Raw genomic sequence first — 18,761 nt, forward strand, 5'->3', positions numbered from 1 at the left:
GACGCGGTACCGCGCACGGACACGGCGGTGGTCGCGGCCGGTCTGGCCGGGGCGGTCGAGGTCATGGACCGTCTCTGGCACTTCGGGGGCTGGGAGGTCACCCAGACCCACGATTCGCTGCGCCCTTACCTGCTCGAGGAAACCTACGAGTTGCTCGACGCCATCCAGCACAGCGATGCCGAGACGATCAAGGAGGAACTCGGCGACCTGCTGCTGCAAGTGCTCTTCCATTCCCGGATCGCCCAGGCCGCAGGCGAATTCACCGTGGACGATGTCGCCGCCGCTCTCGTCGCGAAGCTGGTCAACCGCAGCCCGCACCTGGTGGGCTCCGCGATCGATCCGTCCGCGTCGGTGGCGGAGAAGATCGCCGCGCAGGAACGGGCCTGGGAAGAACGCAAATCCGCCGAGAAGTCCCGCCGCTCCTGCCTGGACGGCATCGCCATGGCCCAGCCCGCCCTGGCTCTCGCCGAGAAGGTCGTCTCCCGCAGTACGAAGGCGGGCCTGCCGTCCGATCTCGTCCCCGAGGCTCTCCGCGTCGTGCGCCTCGGCGGGCCGGAAAGCGCCGAAGAAAGTCTCCGCAAAGCGACGCTGACGTTCGCCGCCGCTGTCCGCGCGGCGGAGGACGCGGCGGAGAAGGACCGCGGTGAACGTCGTCCGCTCGCTGCCGAGGATTGGCGCGCCTTCTGGCCGGACGCAACCGAGTAGTCCGGGGCCCGGCATTGGGCAACCTACGCGGCCGCCACGTGACGGCTGGATCAGGGAGACTGGGACGATGACCTACCCCGAACTCCACGCGCGACCGCAGTGGCGAAGGACCGGGATAGGCCGGTTCCCCGTCGCCGCACTCGTGGACGACCAGTGGTGGGTCCTACGGATCAACGGCTTCCCGGATCATCCGCTCTGGACACTCTTCATCGACGGCGCACCGCGTTTCGACCTCGATGACACTCCGCCGAGCTGGGGCCGCCCGAGTGTCCGGTCCGCGCCGTCGCTGGACCCCCAGACCGCTGAGCAGGTCGTGGCGCCCATCCAGGGCTTCACGGCATACGGCAGCGAAGTCGGAGACCCCTGCGACGACCCGGTCTGCTGCGGCTGACGTTGTCGGCCGGGCAGGTCTCGCGGATGTTCCACACCGCCCGGCGGCGGTGGTCGACTCGGAAAGTCAGATGTTCACGCCGTAATCCCTGGCGATTCCCGCCAGGCCGGAGGCATAACCCTGACCGATGGCGCGGAACTTCCACTCGTTGTTGTGGCGGTACAGCTCGCCGAAGATCATGGCCGTTTCGGTGGACGCGTCCTCGGTGAGGTCGTAGCGAGCCAGTTCGACGCCGGTGCCCGCGTCGACGACGCGGATGAAAGCGTTGCGGATCTGACCGAACGACTGGCCGCGAGCGTCGGCGTCGTGAATGGACACCGGGAAGAAGATGTTGGTGATGTTCGGCGGCGTGGCCGTGAGGTCGACGTTGATCACCTCGTCGTCACCTTCACCCGCCCCGGTGAGATTGTCGCCGGTGTGCTCGATGGATCCGTCGGGCGAGCGCAGGTTGTTGTAGAAGATGAAGTGCTGGTCGGACAGCACTTTCAGATTCGACCCGCAGGCGAGCGCGCTGGCGTCGAGGTCGTAGTCGGCGCCGGTGGTAGTGCGCACGTCCCAGCCGAGTCCCACCGACACCTTGGTGAGATTCGCCGCCTGCTTCGACAGCGAAACGTTGCCGCCTTTGGCGAGAGTGACGCTCATGATCCCCTTCCGCGCGGCACGAACGGTGCCGCCTTCTTCCGTGCTGCCCGGGGGCCGCCGGGCTGATTCAGTTCTGGTGGTCTGCCCAGGATTTCAAGGTGCTGACCCGGTCTTTCAGCGCGCGCAGTTCGCTCTCGTCGTCGAGCACCGTGCGCTGGATGCCTTGCACGACGGCGAAGGCCGACTGGCGGTGGTCATCGATCACCTCGACGTCGATGCGGACCGCGACATAGTCGTCGGCGCCGGGCATCTGCTCGGCGACCACGTGCGCGGTCCCCCGCGCGCACATCGCCACGTTGCCGCCGCCGAGGATCAGCAGCGCCACTTCGGGATGCTCGCGCAGCCGGGCCAGTGAACCGCGATCGTACTTCAGGCTGAGCAGAATTCGCCGGTCGCCGGCGCGCACCGGCCAGGACACCGGAATCGCGTGCGGCGCGGGGTCGGTCGTCACCAGCACGCCGATCGTCTCCAAGGGCCATTCCGGGAGCACGTCCAGCTCGGGATGATCTGTCGAGTTGTGCTGACGTTGGGCGGGGCTCGCTCCGGCTGCCATCTTCGTCACCTCATGGATCGTCGAGCGCGGCGGGCTGTGCCGCGCTTGATAGCAGTCTAAGGTGCTGCGCCACTTGTCCGCTGACGCTGTGCACTTTGTCCGGACCGCTAGCGCGTGGTCCCCGGCCCGCGCCCGGCGACGGTCAGGCCGAGACCAGCGCGGGAATGTCGAGCGTGGCGGCCCACTGCTCAGCCATGTCCCTGGCGCGAATCTCCGCCGACGCGTCGTGCCGCGCGTGCTCGCCGACCTGGGTGGCGCCGCACGAGGCGAGTTTCTCGGCGATGATCTCGCCGCCCCGATTGAACGTGTCGCCGTAGACGGTGTCACCGAGCCCGAACACGGCGAACCGCAGGCCGCGCAAATCCGGGCGGTGGCGGTCGAGCGCCTCGTAGAAGGGTTCGGCGCCGGTCGGCAGATCGCCGTCGCCGTAGGTCGAGCACACGACGACGTGGAAGTGGCGCGGGTCCAGATCCGCGATGTCGAAGTCCGTCATGTCGTGCACCGAGACGTCGTGCGCCCCGCGGAGTTGTCCGGCGATGCTGTCCGCCGCGGACTCCGCGGTGCCCATCTCGGTTCCGAACAGGATGATGACTCGCACCGGCACAACCTTTCTCCAGTCAATATGGTGAGGCTATCCTAACTATGTAGCCCGCGGTGTGCCACGCCTCGGCCGTCGGTACCGGGTCAGCGGCAGCGGAAGGGCACGGGCAGTTCAGCAGCGCCGATTGACGGAATCTCCAGCGCGTTGCATCATTCGTAGAGGTGCCCGGTATTTTCTGGGCAGACCACTTTCCGCCGGCCGATGACTGTCCGGCTCCGCGGCTGCCGCCCGTGCCCTTCGAGTTCCGCACGAGTGCAGCGCTTCCATCCATGACGCTTCGCGCGTCCGGCCGTGAGTGAGGTGAAAACGAAATGGTCTACCAGTCGTCTGCATGCCAGGTGATCAATTCGCACCCCCGCTTCGGCACCCTTCCCCATTTCTGAATGTCACCGCGCCGGGCGCGGTCATCTCTGGTCGATGCCTCGGCATCGGCGGATCACGGCTCGGCGCGGTGCCCCGGACGCAATCGGAATACCGGCGGACAGACGGATGTGGAGACAGTGATGGTGGACAGGGGAGCAGTGAATTCGGGGGCGGTGGAAATGGTGACGCGGCACATGGTGAGCAACCTCGCCGTGTCCGCGGCGATGATCGAGGATCTCGGGTACCTGCGCGCGGAGTTGGCGGCGGCGGAGGTGCCGTTCCTGCTCGTGCGCGACAGCGGGCACCGGCTCGTGCTCGCGGCCGACGCGGCGCATCGCCCGATGGTGCGCCGGGTGACCGCCGCCGCGATGTCGGCGGGATTCTCGTGTGTGGAACTGCAGCACAACGTATTACGGCTCGGGCGCGACCACGATCCCGCGCATCACGTCGAGTTGGAACTGTGGGAGTACCACGGCGACACGGTGACCTGCCCGCGCCCGAACGCGCTGACCCGCCCGGTCTTCGACCTCGCCGACGCCCAGCCCACCCAGGTGCGGCTGTTCGACCGAACCTGGCCCACCCTGGCGGACATGTTCGCGCCGCAGACCGGCGACGTCGGTTTCGACATCGACCTGGTGTTCTCCTGGGTGGACGGCTCCGACCCCGCATTCCGCGCCCGCCGTGCCGGGATGCTGGCCCAGGTCGTGGTCGGAGAGGGCGACGACGCGGACGCCAGGATCCGGCAGATCGATGAGCTGAGGTACGCCCTGCGGTCGGTGCACAAGAACGCGCCGTGGATCCGCCGGATCTTCATCGCCACCGACTCCACGCCGCCGGACTGGCTGACCGCGCATCCGAAGGTGACCGTGGTACGCGCGGTGGACCACTTCCGCGACGTGAGCGGCTTGCCGGTGTTCAATTCGCACGCGGTGGAATGCCAGTTACAGCACATCGAGGGGCTCAGCGAGCACTTCCTCTACTCCAACGACGACATGTTCTTCGCGCGGCCGGTGCGTCCGTCGATGTTCTTCACCCCGGGCGGGGTGAGCCGATTCATCGAAGCGGACCTGCGGATCGGGCCGGGAAGCAACCACGAGCGGCGCAGTGGTTTCGAGAACGCCGCGCGGGTGAACCGGGCGCTGCTGGCCGACCGCTTCGGTCACGTCATCACCCGGCATCTGGAGCACACGCCCGCGCCGCTGCGGCGCAGCGTGCTGCTGGAGATGGAAGAGGAATTCGCCGCGGACTTCGCGCGCACCAGCGCGAGCCGGTTCCGGGCGGCCACCGACATCTCGGTCACCAACTCGCTGTATCACTACTACGCCCTGCTGACCGGTCGAGCGGTGCCGCAGGAGACGGCGAGAGTGCGTTACGTCGACACGACCAGCTACAACGGGCTGGCCATGCTGGACGGGCTGGCGCGCCATCGCGACGTCGACTTCTTCTGCCTCAACGACGGCAGTTTCCCCGAGGTCGCCGAATCCGAGCGGGTGCGGATCGTCTCCGAGTTCCTGGCCGGGTACTACCCGGAGCCTGCGCCGTGGGAGCGGCTCAGTAGACCGCCTCGTCGTCCGATTCCGCAGTCGACGCCGGGCGCCGCATGACGTGCGGGATGCGCGCGGCGGGCGGGATCACGATGCCGTCCTCCGCGAGCCGCCGCCGCGCCTCCTCCGGCGTAGCGGGGGCGCCGACCGTGCGGCCGCGCTCGATGGGCACCACCGAGTGCACCACGGTGTCCGGGTAGATGTGCACGTAGTTGAAGGCCTGCGCGCCGTCCTGGCCGCGCAGGCCGCCCTGCGCCACGCCGAGATCCTGGCTGTAGCAGGTGGCCGACGCCACCGAGACCGGGATGCCCGCGAAGGTCGCGCTGGTGGAGAAATGCAGGTGTCCGGCGAGGATGGCGCGCACGTCGCTGCCGTCCAGCACGTCGGCCAGCCTGCGCTGGTCCCGCAGTTCCACAGTGACGGCGAGGTCGACCACGCACGGCACCGGCGGATGGTGCATGGCCAGGATGGTGCCGAAGGGCGCGGGCTCGGCCAGCACCGAGCGCAGCCACTCCAGCTGGGCGTCGGAGATCTCCCCGTGGTGGTGTCCGGGAACCGAGGTGTCCAAGGAGATGATGCGCAGGCCGTCGATCAGGTGCACCCGGTCCAGCGGGGATGTCGTGGGGTACTCGCCGAGCAGGCGGGCGCGGAGGGCGGCGCGGTCGTCGTGGTTACCGGTGACCCAGACGATGGGCGCCTGCAAATTTCTCGCGAATGGCTCGACGATCGACTTCAGCTTCGCGTACGCGGCGGGCTCGCCCCGATCGGTGAGGTCGCCGGTGAACACGATCGCGGTCGGGCGGATCCGGCTCGCCGCGGCCTGCTCGAGCAGTTGCCGTAACCGCAGGTCGGCGTCGACATCGCCGTACAGGGGGTCGTCGCCCGCGATGAGATGTGTGTCGCTGAAGTGGAACAACACGTGATCCGGACGCGGATACTCCGCGACTCTGGTGATGGACACCGGACCGAATCCCTCCTGGCGGCTTGCCGCCATTGGCTTGGCTCCGTCGCCACGATAGCGTCGGTTACGGACAGGTTTCCCGACGGTTGGTGAAGACACGCTTGCGGGAAGGTGAGTTTTCGGTGTCGAACGCTGGGCAAACGCAGGCCGGAGTGGTTTTCGTCACTGTCCGAGGGCGTCAGCGGTGCGCAGGGCGTCCACCACCATCGCGGCGTTCACCGTGAAGGGTTCATTGTGGATCGTCTCGCCCGCAGCGGTCGCCCGGTGCGCGATGGCCGAGAGCGTCGCGTCGTCGGCGTCGGCCAGCCCCAATGCGGCGAGTGTGGTCGGCAGGCCCACCTCGGCGCAGAAATCGACCACCACGTCGATCTCGGACGTGGGCGCGCCCTCCAGGACCAGTTGGGTGAGGGTGCCGAAGGCCACCTTCTCGCCGTGCAGGAACGGGTGGGTCTGTGCGGCGGCGGTGAGGCCGTTGTGTACCGCGTGCGCGGCGGCCAGTCCGGACGATTCGAAACCGAGCCCCGACAGCAGGGTGTTGGCCTCGACCACGCGCTCCAGCGCGGGAGTGACGCTGTGGCCGCGAACGGCGGCCAGCGCCTGCGCGCCGTCGGCGAGCAGGGTGCGGTAACACAGTTCGGCCAGCGCGGTGGCGCTGCGCGTGGACGCGCCGCCGCGCATGTTGCGCACCTGCGCGGCGCTGCACGTGCGCGCCTCGAACCAGGTGGCCAGGGCATCGCCCATGCCCGCGGCGAGCAGCCTGGCCGGTGCCTGCGCGACGACCGAGGTGTCCACCAGCACCAGCGCCGGATTCCGCCGGACCAGCTGATACGCCTCGAACTCGCCCGCCTCGGTGTAGATCACCGACAACGCGCTGCACGGCGCGTCGCTGGAGGCGGTGCTCGGGCAGCTGATCATCGGCAGGTCGAGATCGTCGGCGACCGCGCGCGCCGCGTCGAGCACCTTGCCGCCGCCCGCGCCGAGGACGACCGTGCTGCCGGTCTCCACGACGGCATGGGCGATCCGGGCGATCTCCGCCCTGCTGCATTCCCCGCCGGACAGGTGGATCGAATAGGCGATCTTCGCATCCGTGAGCGCGCGCTCCCAGGTGCTGGCGAGCAGCCGGAAAGCGCTGGAGCCGCACAGGATGAGTACCGGGCCGCCGATGCCGAGCCGGGTCATCTCGGCGCCGAGCGCGGCGGTGGCGTCCCGGCCCTGCACGTAATGTCCCGGTGAGGAGAACACGCTCAGCACCTGGCACCTCCCGATCCGAGGGCTGCGAATCGCACGCGCCATCTCAGTCCGACGACACCTCAACGCTACGTGACGCACGGCATTTCGCGGACATGGTCGACGAACACGCAGCGCACCAGGCGGGCCACGGGACCGCGCCGCACGGTGGCGTACGACGCGTCCGCGACCCGGTCAGCTCGGTGTGGTGAGGGTTTCCGGAAGCAGGCGCGGGCGGTCCCGCTCCATGCCGTCGAGCAGCGCGAAATAGCGGCGCAGCATGAGGATCGCGGTGGTGGCCAGGCCCGCGGTGAGTCCCCACCAGACGCCCGCGGCGCCGAGGCCGGCCGGGTAGGCCAGCAGCAGGGCGACCGGCAGGCCGACGCCCCAGTAGCCGATCAGCGACAGCCGGAAGCCCGCGTTGGTGGCCTTGAGGCCGCGCAGCAGGCCGGTGCCGATGTTCTGGGCGGCGTCGAAGAATTGCAGCACGATGCCGATCAGCAGCAGAGTGTGCGCGACCCAGATGGTGCCGGTGTCGGAGGACTCGAGGAACGGGCGCAGCACCAGATCCGGCGCGATCACGTACACCGCGCCCGTCACCGCCGCGATCACCGCGGCATGGCGCAGCGCGAGCCAGGCCAGCGCGCGGGCGTGCGCGTGCTCGTCCCGCGCCACGGCGTGGCTGACCAGGATCGACGCACCGTGCGACAGGCCGATCGCCACCTGGAAGACGATGTAGATGATCTGGTAGACAACGTTGTGCGCGGCCAGCGCCGCCGGTCCGATGCTGCCCATGACGAGGGCGAGCACCGAGAACATGCCCGCCTCGGAGCCGTAGGTCAGCGCGATCGGCGTGCCCAGCCTCAACTCCGCGCGAATCGTCGTCCAGCGCACCGGCAGCGGGGTCATCGGCAGGGTGCGGCCGAGTTCCTGGTCGCGCCACACCATCGCCCAGAACACGCCGAAGGTGATCAGGAACACCAGCGAGGTGGCGACGCCGATACCCGTGAGTCCGAGTTCGGGCAGTCCGGCCTTGCCGTGGATGAAGCCGAGGGCCAGCAGCAGGTTCAGCACCACCGAACCCAGTGTCACCAGCAACAGCGCCTGCGGACGCTGCATGCCCACGGTGTACTGGCGCAGCACCTGGAACCACAGGCAGGGCAGCAGGCCGGGCGCGAGCGCCACCATCAGGGGCCGGGCGTCGGCGAGCACTCCGGGGTCCTGCCCGAGCCAGGGCAGCACCCAACCGAGCCCGATCAGCAACGCGCCGCCGACGAGCCCGGCGACGGTGGCGATCACGAAGCTCGACCGCAGCAGCTCGCGGATCTCCGGATCCGGGGATTCACCGCGCTTGCCCGCCGCGCTCACCGCGGTGGCGATCTGGTTGCCGCTGCCGGTGATCAACCCGACGCACATGGTGCGGATCTGGTTGAACAGTACGATCGCCAGCCCGCCCGCGGCCACCTGCCGCACGCCGAGCGTGCCCATCAGCGCGATGTTGGTGGTGGATACCGCGATCTGGGCCAGCTGGGTCAGTGCGATCGGCGTCGCGAGGGCGGTGAGCCGCCCGCCGTCGCCGCGGAAACTCGTCACGATCACCGGTCCTCCTTCGCAGATGGCGGGCGGGTCGCCCCGCGCGGGGGAAGCGTCGCGCCGTACGAGTGCCCGGAACTCACCGCACCTCCACCAATGTGTTGCGGGCGGCGGGCGTGTAGCGCCGCAGCATGTCCGCGACCTCGCGTTCGGCATCGGCGTCGAGCAGGTCGCGTTCGATCATCCACTCGTCGTCGAACACCGTGTCCAAGTACTTTTCCCCGCCGTCGCACACGATGGTGACCACGGTGGAGCCCGGCGGGAACTCCTCCAGCCGGGTGAGCGCGGCGTGCACCGACCCGCCCGCCGAGCCACCGATCATCAGGCCCAGTTCGGCCGCCACGGCGCGCGCGGTCGCGAACGCCGCCACGTCGGTGACCTTGACGCCTTCGTCCAGCAGCGAGTAGTCCACCGCCGTACCGATGGTGGCCCCCGGCGGGGTGCCGGTGCCCGACTGCCAGTACGGGCCGCCCGGCCCACCGAAGGCGATCGAGCCGACCGGCTCGACGCCGATCACGTAGGGGACGCAGCCGAGCTGGCGCAGCCGGGTGGCGGTGCCGAACAGCGAACCGCCGGTACCCACCGCCGAGAGCAGGATGTCGACCCGCTCGACGTCTTCGAGCAATTCCTCGGCCACCGCGTAGTAACCCACCGCGTTGGCGTCGTTGTTGTGCTGCTCGGTGAAGAACGCGTCGTCGCGCTCGGCCGCCATCGCCTCGGCCAGGTCCTCCCGTGCCGAGGTGGCCAAGTTGTCGTCGCCCTCGTCGGCGACGTACACCAGTTCCGCACCCATTGCCCGCATCGCGCGCAGTTTGTCCTTACATGCGTGATGGTCGACCACTGCGGTGAAGCGATACCCACGTTCGGCGGCAACTACCGCGAGGCCGAGCCCGGTGTTCCCGGACGTGGACTCGATGATATGTCCGCCACTGCGCAGCAAACCGCGACGCTCGGCGTCGAGCACCATCTCGCGCGCCATCCTGATCTTGGCCGCGCCGGTCGGGTTGAACTGCTCGAGTTTCAGTAATAAGCGGGTGCCTGTCGCAGTGGCCGCGAGCTCGAACAGCGGCGTGCGACCGATCAGATCCGTCACGCGCGTGACGAGCGGCATTGCTATCTCCTGGTTCGTGTCGGGGAAGTCGGGCTCAGCTGCCGTCGCGGGTCCAGCGGAAGCGGTCGCCGGGCGCGTCGTGCAGCACGACTTTCGGTGGGATGGGCAGGTCGTGGAAGGCGGACTCGTTCGAATCCATCTGATAACCGGCGGTATTCGGATAGATCAGCAGGTCGCCGACCTCGGCGGGGCGGGGCAGCGGCACCCGGCGCCAGCTGAGCATGTCGGAGTCCAGGCAGGTGGCCGCGCCGACGCTGGTCGGTGTGACGGCGCCCGGCCGCGCGGGCCACAGCAGCGGATCGGGCAGGTACTCGCTGTCGAACCACTGTTCCGAGAGGCTGAGGCTGGTGCCGTCGACGGTGAGCAACCGGTAGGGCTTGCCGTGCGCATGCCTGGTCTTGCTGCCCTGGACGCGGAAGATGGTGCACCCCGCGTGGGCGAGCAGCGCGCGTCCCGGTTCGATCGCCAGGCGCACGGCGTTGTCGCGCAGCCGTCCGGCGAGATGCTCGTGGTCGAGGATCTGGGCGAGCATGGCCGCACCCGGCGCCGGAAAGTGGTACGGATAGTAGGAATCGAAGGATTTCCCGGAGTGGAACCACTGCCTGCCCACGCCCTCGGTGAACTCCATCGCGGCCTCCGCCGCCACGTAGTCGACGCCGAAGCCCCCGCCGATCGATACGGTGGTGGCCGGATGCCCCAGGGTGCGCGCGTGCAGACAGCGGGCGATCAGCGCGCCCGCGAGTTCCGCGCGCGCCACCGCGTCGTAACCGGACAGGTGGAAACTGAAGCCCTCCAGCCGGATCGAATCGTGCCCACCGCACACCGCGAGCGCGTCCTCGATCTCGCCGGAGGTCATGCCGAACCGGCTGGCCGAGGCCGCGGGCAGCACGCGGATCAGCACGCGCGCGGGCGCGCCCTGCGCCGCGAGCGCGGCGAGTCTGCCCAGCTCATCGAGATCGTCCACGGCGATCAGCGCACCGTGCCTGGCGGCCAGCCAGAGCAGCTCGTCCGCCTTGGCCGGGCCGGTCACCATGAGCTCGTCACCGCGCACTCCTTGCGCCAGCGCGGCGGTCAGCTCCCCGACGCTGGCGACGTCCACGCCCGCACCGTGTTCCGCGCACGCCCGCGCGACGCACGCGGCCTTGTTCGCCTTCTTGCCGTAGTAGATCGTGCCGTGTACTCCGGCGTGGGTGAAGGCGGCGTGGAAGGCGCGGATGTTGTGCGCCACCCGCTCCGGGTACATCACATGGAACGGGCCGCCCATCGCGAAGGCGATGTCGCCGAGCAGGGACGGATCGGCGAGCAGGCGGCGCTCCCACGGATCGAGATGCGCGGGCATCGGGGAAGCGCCGATCGCCTCGTGCGCGTCCGCCCCCGGTTCCATGGCGATGCTCGCGTGTTCTAGGTCCACCGGTCGCCTCCGTGCGCTAGTCCCACAGCGGCACCTCCGTGCCACGGCCTTCCGCGATCGCCCGCTCGGCCAGTGCGTGGGCCACCGCGATATCGGTCAGCACGAGCCCGCTGTTGTAGACGAAGACGCGCTCCTCGTCCGAGCGGCGCGCGACCGCACGGCGATTCAGGATCTGCGGCAGCTCGGCGTCCACCGCACGCAGCGTGCCGTCGGGTCCGGCCATGTCGGTGCCGGTCAGCGCCATCTGCTCGGCGCTGGTCGCGATCACCCGGTCGGCGTCGTTCAGCGCCGAGGGCGCGAGCCCGTAACCGACCAGCACCGCCACCGAACCGGGTGCCAGATCACCGGATTCGAGCGCGACCTCGGTGGCCGGGCCCGCAGTGGCCAGCACGACATCGGCGGCGGCGGCCGCCTCGCGCGGATCGGTCACGGTCTCGAGCAAGGCGTGCGGATGGTGTTCGGCGAGTACGCGGTGCACGGCTTCCAGCCCCTCGCGGTGCGTGCCGTAGACCATCAGTTTGCGCAGCTGCGGGTTCGCGGCGAGCAGATGCGGAAGCGCGTTGCGGCCCTGGGTTCCGGTGCCGATCAGCAGGACGCTCTCCGCGCCGCGCCGCACGGTCTCCCGCACCAGCAGGGCCGACACCGCCGGGGTGCGCAGCGCGCCGACCCGCGCGCAGTCCATCATCGCGATCGGCGCGCCGGTGGCGTCGTCGTAGAGCGTGATGGTCGTGTAGTACCGCTTCGTGCTGCGGTCGTGGCCGGGGTCGAATTTGTAGGAGGTCTTCATCGCCACCACGCGTCTGCGGCCGTCGCGGCCGAGCATGGCATAGGCGACCGACCACCCATCCGGGTTGGCGACGCTGAGCTTGCGCGGGTTGTCCGAATCGCCCGCCGCGAAGGCCAGATACGCCTCTTCCACCGCGCGCACCACCGCCGCCGGTGTGATCGGCACGTCGGCGAGGTCGCTGCGGCTCAACACCCGCAGGGGTGTGCTTCGGTCACGCGTGCTCAAGGGGTCCTCGATCATGTCGTACTGCATCCCGCTCATGAGTGCCGCTCTCGACCGGCAGGGTGTCCGCCGCTCGGAACGGGGCCACGATTTGTTGCCCGTAGCCATTCTCGTCGGCTTCCTCGGTCCGCCGCCGTCGTTCCGGAAGCCGGATGTTCACTCGCTTGAGCCACCGGTCGGTGCCGTCGTATCGCGCGGTGAACGGCACCCGGCCGTGCACCGCGACGTCGTTGTCCACCAGCAAAAGCTCGCCGGGGGAGAGCACGGCGGTGACGCAGACGCGTTCGAGCTCCGCGGTGAGTTGTTCGTAGGCGGCGCGGAATTCGGGGTCTGCCTGCTCGAGCGGGGTGTATGCCGGATCGTAGCGCAGGGTCAGCTGGTCGGGACCGGCAGCGCTCCACAGAGTCGGAATCGGTGCGGCGGAATAGGTTTCGTGGCCGCTGCCGTAGGAGACGTCCGGCAGGATCGGCAGTGCGGGCGTACCGAGCAATGCACGCTGCCGGGACGCGAGCTCGATCCGGCGCACCGACGAGACGGTGGTGCCGACCAGGTCCGGATTGCGCAGGCAGCCGAGCATCAGCAGATGTGCGCGCCGCGGGTGGAAGGCGTCCTCGGTGTGCGGGCTCAGCAGAACCTTGCTACTGGCGCCGGACTGTTCGTGCTCGTGACCGGCCGCGGGAACGATGTTGTTGACCAGCCGTCCCTCCTGCTGACCCTGCCAGCCGAACGGCTCACCCGCGCTGCGCGCGAGCAGCAGCATGGCCAGGTCGAGTTCGAACGAGTGCGCGCGCAGCGCCGGATCACCGCTCCAGCGCGCCGCCTCCCGCCAGCTCGGCGGCGTGGGCCCGAATTCGTTGTCCTGCAACGGAAGGCGACCGACGACGGTGGCTCCGGCCGTGGTGGCGGGCGGGCGCATGGTGCGGCGCACCTCGGCGGGCAGTTCCGCGACGCCGGCATCGATCCGTTCGATGAGCGCCGGATCCGTGAGGGTGCGCGCGGCGGCGGCCGGATCGGTGAGGGCGAGGTCGAGTGTGGCGGATATCTCTTTGGCGATTTCGCGCACCGACCGGCCCGCTTCTGCGGACAATTCGCGTCGTTCGAGGTTTTTGGGGTGAAGCGTCTTACGTTCGGAGAGAACGCTTTTCACCGGGTTTCCCTTCTTCGCATCGGTTCGAAAAGCAGGGGTCGCGATTGGTAATGCGAAGGTAGCCCTTCCGGGCTAGTGAAGCAAGGCTTACCTAAGCGATTCGGCGAAAAGATAGCCGAATCGTATGACTTCTGCCCGGTAGCGGCTGCCGGGCGAGGGAGGAATCCGGGACCGCGGTCGGGGGTTTGCGGCCGGTACGCCCTTGCGCTGCCGTTTCGGTGCCGGTATCGGCGAGTCGCGCAATCCATTAGGCTAGCCTGTCCTGATCAATACACTAGTTCGCGGGTACCGCAGTGCGTCGGTTCAGGAAGAAGGCAGTGCAATGGTTTTGAATCGACGACAACTGCTGCGCTCGAGTCTCGGGGTCGGGGCGGTACTGCTGGTGGCCGCTTGTTCCGACGAAGCCGACTCGTCCGGACCGGCGCGGCGCGGCGGCACGTTGCGGGTCGGCGCGCTCGGCACCGCGGCTCGCCTCGAGCGCGACCCGCATGCCAACCTGAGCAACGACAGTGATTTCCTGATCGCCTCCCTGGTCTACGACGCGCTCACCGTGCCGGGCGGCGACCCGAATGTCGTGCCGCGCTTGGCGACGCGATGGGAGGCGGACGCCGACCGGCGGCGCTGGAGCTTCACCCTCGCCGAGAACGCGACCTTCCACGACGGGTCGCCGGTGACGTCCGAGGACGTCGTGTGGTCGCTGCGCAGGCTGCGCACCGTCGGCGGGGCGTCGAAGATGCCGGTGGCCGTGCAGGACATCACCGCCGACGGACCGAACCGGGTGATCCTCGCGGTGCCCGAGCCGAATACCCAACTGCCGCTGCTGGTCCGGTTGATGACCTTCACGGTCAAGAAGGACACCACCGACTTCACCAAGGCGATCGGCAGCGGACCGTTCCGGTTGGAGTCCTACCAGGGCGGAAACGCCCGGCTGGTGCGCAACGACCGGTGGCACGGCACGCCGCCGCTGCTGGACGCCATCGAGATCACCATGTTCGAGAGCGTCACCGCGCTGGGCAACGCGGCGCTCGGCGGGCAGATCGACCTCGCCTCCAACGTCGGCGCCATCGCGGGCCGCACCGCGGAGGGGCGCGGCGACCTGACGGTCGTGCGCCGCCCGAACGACACGATGCTCGGCGTGGCCATGCGGACCTCCGACGGGCCGTTCGCCGACGCACGGGTACGCACCGCCGTTCGGCTGGGTGTCGACCGCAAAGCCCTGGTCACGCAGGTGCATTCCGGCTACGGAACGGTGGCCAACGACATTCTCGGCACCGGCGACCCGCTCTACGACACGTCCATCGCACAGCGCACCCGGGACACCGACCGTGCGAAGGCGCTGCTGCGCGAGGCGAATTTCGACACCGGGCGCAGCTACCCGTTCGTCACCAAGGCCGAGGCGCCCGGCGAGGTCGAATCGGCGAAGGTCATCGCCACTCAGCTCGCCGAGATCGGCGTCCGGCTGGACGTGGTGACCCAGGAGTCGAACGCCTTCTACGACCAGACCTGGCTGAAGGCGCCGCTGTACACCGTCTCCTGGGGAACCAACGATTCCGCCCTCTTCTTTGCCAGCAGACTGCTGGCCGGCGGATCCAACCGGAACGAAACCGATTTCAAGGACGCGGCATTCGACGCGGTCACCGTCAAGGCGCTCGCCGCGCGCAGTGACGCGGAGTACAAGCAGGCCGCGCAGGAGTTGCAGCGCATCCAGTACGAGCGCGGCGGCTACCTGGTCTGGGGCATGGCCGACGGCATCGACATCGCGTCCTCCCGAGTGCGCGACCTGCCCACGCTGGGTGGGTTCGCCCGGGTTCAGCTGGAAAGGGCTTGGCTGGCCGGGTGATCTCCTTCGCGCGACTCCTGCTGCGGCGCGTCACCCTGCTGGTGACGTTGCTGGCCTGCGTCTTCGTCGCCGTGGACCTGCTGCCGGGCAACACCGCCCGCGCGGTTCTCGGCCGGGAGGCCACCCCGGAGCAGATCGCGGCCAAGGAACGCGAACTCGGACTGGACCGCCCGCTGGCGGTGCGGTTCTCGGACTGGATAGCGGGCGTCGCGACCGGCGATTTCGGGCGAACCGCGCGCGGGCGGCCGGTCAACGACCTGCTGGTGGACAAGTTCCCGCCCACGCTGCTGCTCGGCGGGCTCGCGCTCGCGGTGACCGTGCTCGCCTCGCTCGCGCTCGGCGCGTGGTGGACGACCCGTCCGGGCGGTGCGGCGGCGCGGGTGTTGCAGCCGACGACCACCACGGCGGTGGCGATTCCCGAGTTCGTGATCTCCACGGTGCTGATCCTGGTGTTCGCGCTGGCGCTCGGCTGGCTGCCCGCGGTCACCATCACCGGCCGGTCCGGATTCCCGGCGGGCCCCGAGATGCTGGTGCTGCCGGTGCTCGCGCTCGCGCTGCCCCAGATCGGCTGGAACACCAGGGTGGTGCGCGCCGCCCTGTCCGACGCGGCGACCGCGCCGCACGTGGAAAGCGCGGTGCTGGACGGGCTTTCGGGCCGCGTCGTGCTGGCGCGGCACGTACTGCCGTTCGCGTTGCCGACGATCGTCGCCAGTTTCGCCACCACGGTCGGGATGCTGCTCGGTGGCGCCTTGGTGGTGGAGACCATCTTCAACTACCCCGGTCTCGGCGCGGTGCTCGCCGGTTCGGTGGCCGACCGCGACACCGCGGTGGTCGCCGCGGTGGTCGCGCTGTCGGGGGTGGTCATCATGATCATGCTGGCCGTCGCCGACGGCATCCGCAGCTGGTCGTTGCGGGGGCGGCGATGAACGTATCGATCGACCTCGCGCGTCCGGTCCGGCGACGGCTCGGCCGGCTGATCGCCGCTCCCGCCCTCTTGGTCACCCTGCTGGCGGCGCTCGGGCCGACGCTGGCGCCGCACCCCGCCGAGCAGGCGATCGGCATCCCGTTCGGTGATCCCGGCGAGGGCGCGCCGCTGGGCACCGACCGGCTCGGCCGCGACGTGCTCAGCCAGCTGCTCTACGGCGGTTGGGGATTGCTGCTGGTGGCGGCGATCATCGCGGTGCTGGTGACCGGGTTTTCCGGCGTGCTCGGCGCGGTCGCCGCGCTGCGCCCGCGGATCGGCGCGTGGATCGAACTCGGCACCGATTTCCTCCTCCTCGTCCCCGCGGTGCTGGGCATCCTGCTCGTGCTGACCTCGTGGCCGGACGCGGGCGTCCCGGGGCTGATCGTTGTGGCACTGCTGTTCGGAGTTCCCTATTGCGCGCGGATCTTCACGGCCGCCGCGGCGGGGGTCGCGGCCACCGGATACGTCGAGAGCGCGCAAGCAGCCGGGGAATCGCTGGCGCATTTGGTGTTCCGAGAAGTGATCCCGAATCTGCGTGCCGTGTGGACGACTCAGCTCGGGCTGCGTTTCGTCGCGGGCGTCTACCTGGTCAGCACCGCGTCCTTCCTGCAACTTCCCACGACGCTCGGTGCGAGCAACTGGGCGGTCATGGTGCGCGAGAACGCCTCCGGCATGCTGCTCAATCCCTGGGCGGTGCTCGCCCCGAGCCTCGCGATCGCGATCGTCGCGGTGAGCGTGAATCTGGCGGTGTCGGCGTTCGGACGAGGGGAGCGGGAATGAACGTGAGCGTCACGAAGCGGGACGGCCGGACGGCGGGAGCGGATGATGCCGAACCGGTGACCGGCGCCCTCGTCGCGGTCGACGATCTGACCGTGCTCGGCCCGGACGGGCGGGAATTGGCCGGTCCCGCGACGTTCCGGATACCGGCGGGCACGGTCACGGCGCTCACCGGTCCGTCCGGTTCGGGCAAGACGACGGTGATGCGGGCCTTGCTCGGACAGCTGCCCTCCGCCTCGGCGCGAGCGACCGGGTCGGCATCGGTCGCCGGGCACGACGTGTTCACCCTGGATCCTGCCGCACTGCAGCGGTTTCGGCGCCACCACATCGCCTACGTCGGGCAGGATCCGGGTTCCGCGCTGAACCCGCTGCTGCGGGTGCGCGCCCTGCTGCGCGAGGTCGCGCCCAAGGCGTCGGAGTCCACGCTGACCGACACACTGGCGCTGGTCGGCCTCTCGTCGGAGTATCTGCGCCGCCGCCCCGGTGAACTCTCCGGCGGCCAGCAGCGCCGTGTCGCTCTCGCCAGGGCGCTGATCCGCCGGACGGGCGTGCTGGTGCTCGACGAGCCGCTGGCCGGACTGCACGGCGCGCTGCGCACCGACATCGCCGGACAACTCGCGGAGATCGCCCGGGAGCGGTCGTCGGCGATCCTGCTGTCCGGTCACGACACCGCCCTCGTGCACTCGATCGCGGACGATGTGGTCGAACTGGGCGCCGTCCACCCATCCGTGTTCTCGGCTGCGATTCGACGAGAAGCCCGCACGCCCACAGCACGTTTCGGCGTCGCCGCCGAGTCGGCGAAGCACCCGTATGCCTCGTCCGCGGTCCCGGCCGACGGCCCGGCGCTCAGTGGTCGGGCCGAACCGGTGCCGGTGCCGATCGGCGGCGAATCCATCGGCGGACGCGAGCCGAAACCCGCTGTGCCCGAGGCATGCAACGACCGCGTCCGTGACGGCGACGGCGAGCGCGTCCGCGACGGCGACGGCGAGCGCGTCCGCGACGGCGACGGCGAGCGCGTCCGCGACGGCGACGGCGATCGATACGGCAGTCGCGATCACTACGGCGTCCGCGACGGCGACCTCGCCTCGGCTCGGGCGTGGGACGTAGCGGTCTCGCGCAACGGCCGCAGCTCTCCGGCCGTCGTCACGACGGACAACCGGTCGCCCGAGGTCGTGCTGCGCGCCCGGGACATCAGCGCCTCGATCAGCGGACACCAGGTGCTCGCCGACATCGACCTCGCCCTGGGCGCGGGTTCGGCGCTCGCGGTGGTGGGCGCGTCGGGCGCGGGCAAGACCACCTTGGCGCGCGTGATCGCGGGTCTGCACCGGTCGGCGACCGGATCGCTCGAGCTGCGCGGGCACCGGATCGCCGTGGGCGTGAAGAGGCGAATCCGCTATGGAGCGGGCGGCATTCAGCTCGTCACCCAGAACCCCAGGTCCGCGCTCAACCCGCGCCGCACGGTCGCGCAGACGCTCGGCCGCCCGCTGCGGCGGATCGGAGGCGTCGCGCGCCGGGACCTCGCAGGGCGGATCGCCGAACTCCTGGCCGCGGTCGAGCTGTCCGCCGACCTGGCCGACCGCTACCCCCAAGAGCTGTCCGGCGGCCAGCGCCAACGGGTGGCGCTGGCCCGTGCCCTCGCCGCCGAGCCCGCGGTGCTCCTGTGCGACGAGATCACCTCGGCCCTCGACCACACCACCGCGGTAGCGATCATGGGCCTGCTGGACCGGATCCGGGCCGAGCGCGACACCGCCTTGCTGGTCATCACCCACGACATGGCTTTGGTCGCCGAATACTGCCCGGCGCTGCTCGTTCTGGATCACGGGCGCATCGTCGAATCCGGTTCCACCGCAACGGTGCTCGCCGCGCCGGCGCACAACGCCACCGGCGAGCTGCTCGTCTGAGCCGCCCCGGCCCGAGGCCAT

The 18,761-nt window shown here is 69.8% G+C and carries 17 protein-coding genes; 7 read left to right on the plus strand and 10 right to left on the minus strand.

From position 1 onward, the window contains the following. Nucleotides 1-63: 63 nt before the first annotated feature. Nucleotides 64-705: a MazG family protein gene (locus LTT66_RS17765; RefSeq protein ID WP_233069310.1), complete on the plus strand. Its 642-nt coding sequence runs from the start codon at nt 64-66 to the stop codon at nt 703-705. Nucleotides 706-772: 67 nt separating this feature from the next. Then, the gene (locus LTT66_RS17770; protein ID WP_195067737.1) at nt 773-1,096 is read left to right on the plus strand and encodes a hypothetical protein; all 324 of its coding nucleotides are present in this window, start codon (nt 773-775) and stop codon (nt 1,094-1,096) included. Between the two features lie 66 nt (nt 1,097-1,162). Here the strand turns inward: LTT66_RS17770 and LTT66_RS17775 are convergent, their stop codons facing one another. The 3 genes from LTT66_RS17775 to LTT66_RS17785 all read right to left on the minus strand — a co-directional run bounded on the left by LTT66_RS17775 (nt 1,163) and on the right by LTT66_RS17785 (nt 2,889). Continuing rightward, nucleotides 1,163-1,738 (minus strand): TerD family protein, encoded by a 576-nt coding sequence (locus LTT66_RS17775; protein ID WP_181719386.1) that lies wholly within the window; start codon nt 1,736-1,738, stop codon nt 1,163-1,165. 67 nt (nt 1,739-1,805) lie between these two features. Then, on the minus strand, nt 1,806-2,291 hold the full coding sequence (locus tag LTT66_RS17780; protein ID WP_233069311.1) for a hypothetical protein: 486 nt from the start codon (nt 2,289-2,291) through the stop codon (nt 1,806-1,808). A 142-nt stretch (nt 2,292-2,433) separates the two neighbouring features. Continuing rightward, nucleotides 2,434-2,889 carry a flavodoxin domain-containing protein gene (locus LTT66_RS17785; RefSeq protein WP_233068851.1) on the minus strand — a complete coding sequence of 152 codons (456 nt, stop codon included), beginning with the start codon at nt 2,887-2,889 and terminating at the stop codon, nt 2,434-2,436. 506 nt (nt 2,890-3,395) lie between these two features. Here LTT66_RS17785 and LTT66_RS17790 point away from each other — a divergent pair. After that, nucleotides 3,396-4,859 (plus strand): stealth family protein, encoded by a 1,464-nt coding sequence (locus LTT66_RS17790; protein WP_408638813.1) that lies wholly within the window; start codon nt 3,396-3,398, stop codon nt 4,857-4,859. Here the strand turns inward: LTT66_RS17790 and LTT66_RS17795 are convergent. From LTT66_RS17795 to LTT66_RS17825, 7 genes are all read right to left on the minus strand, one after another. Continuing rightward, entirely contained in the window at nt 4,807-5,793 is a 987-nt protein-coding gene (locus LTT66_RS17795; protein WP_408638814.1) for a phosphodiesterase, read from the minus strand. The genes LTT66_RS17790 and LTT66_RS17795 overlap by 53 nt on opposite strands. Nucleotides 5,794-5,922: 129 nt before the next feature. Next, on the minus strand, nt 5,923-7,002 hold the full coding sequence (locus LTT66_RS17800; protein WP_233068856.1) for a glycerol dehydrogenase: 1,080 nt from the start codon (nt 7,000-7,002) through the stop codon (nt 5,923-5,925). A 180-nt stretch (nt 7,003-7,182) separates the two neighbouring features. Next, nucleotides 7,183-8,586 (minus strand): MATE family efflux transporter, encoded by a 1,404-nt coding sequence (locus tag LTT66_RS17805; protein ID WP_233068858.1) that lies wholly within the window; start codon nt 8,584-8,586, stop codon nt 7,183-7,185. 73 nt (nt 8,587-8,659) lie between these two features. Further along, nucleotides 8,660-9,691 (minus strand): PLP-dependent cysteine synthase family protein, encoded by a 1,032-nt coding sequence (locus LTT66_RS17810; protein WP_195152597.1) that lies wholly within the window; start codon nt 9,689-9,691, stop codon nt 8,660-8,662. A 34-nt stretch (nt 9,692-9,725) separates the two neighbouring features. Next, the gene (locus tag LTT66_RS17815; RefSeq protein WP_233069313.1) at nt 9,726-11,075 is read right to left on the minus strand and encodes an alanine racemase; all 1,350 of its coding nucleotides are present in this window, start codon (nt 11,073-11,075) and stop codon (nt 9,726-9,728) included. Between the two features lie 43 nt (nt 11,076-11,118). Next, nucleotides 11,119-12,129 carry an ornithine cyclodeaminase family protein gene (locus tag LTT66_RS17820; protein ID WP_233069314.1) on the minus strand — a complete coding sequence of 337 codons (1,011 nt, stop codon included), beginning with the start codon at nt 12,127-12,129 and terminating at the stop codon, nt 11,119-11,121. After that, the gene (locus LTT66_RS17825; protein WP_233068860.1) at nt 12,101-13,258 is read right to left on the minus strand and encodes a TauD/TfdA family dioxygenase; all 1,158 of its coding nucleotides are present in this window, start codon (nt 13,256-13,258) and stop codon (nt 12,101-12,103) included. The genes LTT66_RS17820 and LTT66_RS17825 overlap by 29 nt, the downstream gene beginning before the upstream one ends. Before the next feature lie 322 nt (nt 13,259-13,580). Here LTT66_RS17825 and LTT66_RS17830 point away from each other — a divergent pair, with 322 nt between their 5' ends. The 4 genes from LTT66_RS17830 to LTT66_RS17845 are packed head-to-tail and all read left to right on the plus strand — an operon-like array spanning nt 13,581 to nt 18,740. Next, nucleotides 13,581-15,098 carry an ABC transporter substrate-binding protein gene (locus LTT66_RS17830; protein WP_233068862.1) on the plus strand — a complete coding sequence of 506 codons (1,518 nt, stop codon included), beginning with the start codon at nt 13,581-13,583 and terminating at the stop codon, nt 15,096-15,098. Further along, a complete protein-coding gene (locus tag LTT66_RS17835; protein ID WP_233068863.1) occupies nt 15,095-16,024 on the plus strand; it encodes an ABC transporter permease in 930 nt (309 codons plus the stop codon). The genes LTT66_RS17830 and LTT66_RS17835 overlap by 4 nt, the downstream gene beginning before the upstream one ends. Then, the gene (locus LTT66_RS17840; protein ID WP_233068864.1) at nt 16,021-16,842 is read left to right on the plus strand and encodes an ABC transporter permease; all 822 of its coding nucleotides are present in this window, start codon (nt 16,021-16,023) and stop codon (nt 16,840-16,842) included. Before LTT66_RS17835 ends, LTT66_RS17840 begins: the two co-directional genes overlap by 4 nt. Beyond that, on the plus strand, nt 16,839-18,740 hold the full coding sequence (locus tag LTT66_RS17845; protein ID WP_408638816.1) for an ABC transporter ATP-binding protein: 1,902 nt from the start codon (nt 16,839-16,841) through the stop codon (nt 18,738-18,740). The genes LTT66_RS17840 and LTT66_RS17845 overlap by 4 nt, the downstream gene beginning before the upstream one ends. Nucleotides 18,741-18,761 lie beyond the last annotated feature (21 nt).

The organism is Nocardia gipuzkoensis, assembly GCF_021183645.1.
Taxonomy (GTDB): Bacteria; Actinomycetota; Actinomycetes; order Mycobacteriales; family Mycobacteriaceae; genus Nocardia; species Nocardia abscessus.

Coding starts and splice junctions, on each gene's coding strand:
- LTT66_RS17765 (WP_233069310.1), top strand. CDS start 64: ATGGACCGTCTCTGGCACTTCGGGGGCTGGGAGGTCACCCAGACCCAC.
- LTT66_RS17770 (WP_195067737.1), top strand. CDS start 773: ATGACCTACCCCGAACTCCACGCGCGACCGCAGTGGCGAAGGACCGGG.
- LTT66_RS17775 (WP_181719386.1), bottom strand. CDS start 1,738: ATGAGCGTCACTCTCGCCAAAGGCGGCAACGTTTCGCTGTCGAAGCAG.
- LTT66_RS17780 (WP_233069311.1), bottom strand. CDS start 2,291: ATGGCAGCCGGAGCGAGCCCCGCCCAACGTCAGCACAACTCGACAGAT.
- LTT66_RS17790 (WP_408638813.1), top strand. CDS start 3,396: ATGGTGGACAGGGGAGCAGTGAATTCGGGGGCGGTGGAAATGGTGACG.
- LTT66_RS17795 (WP_408638814.1), bottom strand. CDS start 5,793: ATGGCGGCAAGCCGCCAGGAGGGATTCGGTCCGGTGTCCATCACCAGA.
- LTT66_RS17810 (WP_195152597.1), bottom strand. CDS start 9,691: ATGCCGCTCGTCACGCGCGTGACGGATCTGATCGGTCGCACGCCGCTG.
- LTT66_RS17815 (WP_233069313.1), bottom strand. CDS start 11,075: ATGGAACCGGGGGCGGACGCGCACGAGGCGATCGGCGCTTCCCCGATG.
- LTT66_RS17820 (WP_233069314.1), bottom strand. CDS start 12,129: ATGATCGAGGACCCCTTGAGCACGCGTGACCGAAGCACACCCCTGCGG.
- LTT66_RS17830 (WP_233068862.1), top strand. CDS start 13,581: ATGGTTTTGAATCGACGACAACTGCTGCGCTCGAGTCTCGGGGTCGGG.
- LTT66_RS17840 (WP_233068864.1), top strand. CDS start 16,021: ATGAACGTATCGATCGACCTCGCGCGTCCGGTCCGGCGACGGCTCGGC.
- LTT66_RS17845 (WP_408638816.1), top strand. CDS start 16,839: ATGAACGTGAGCGTCACGAAGCGGGACGGCCGGACGGCGGGAGCGGAT.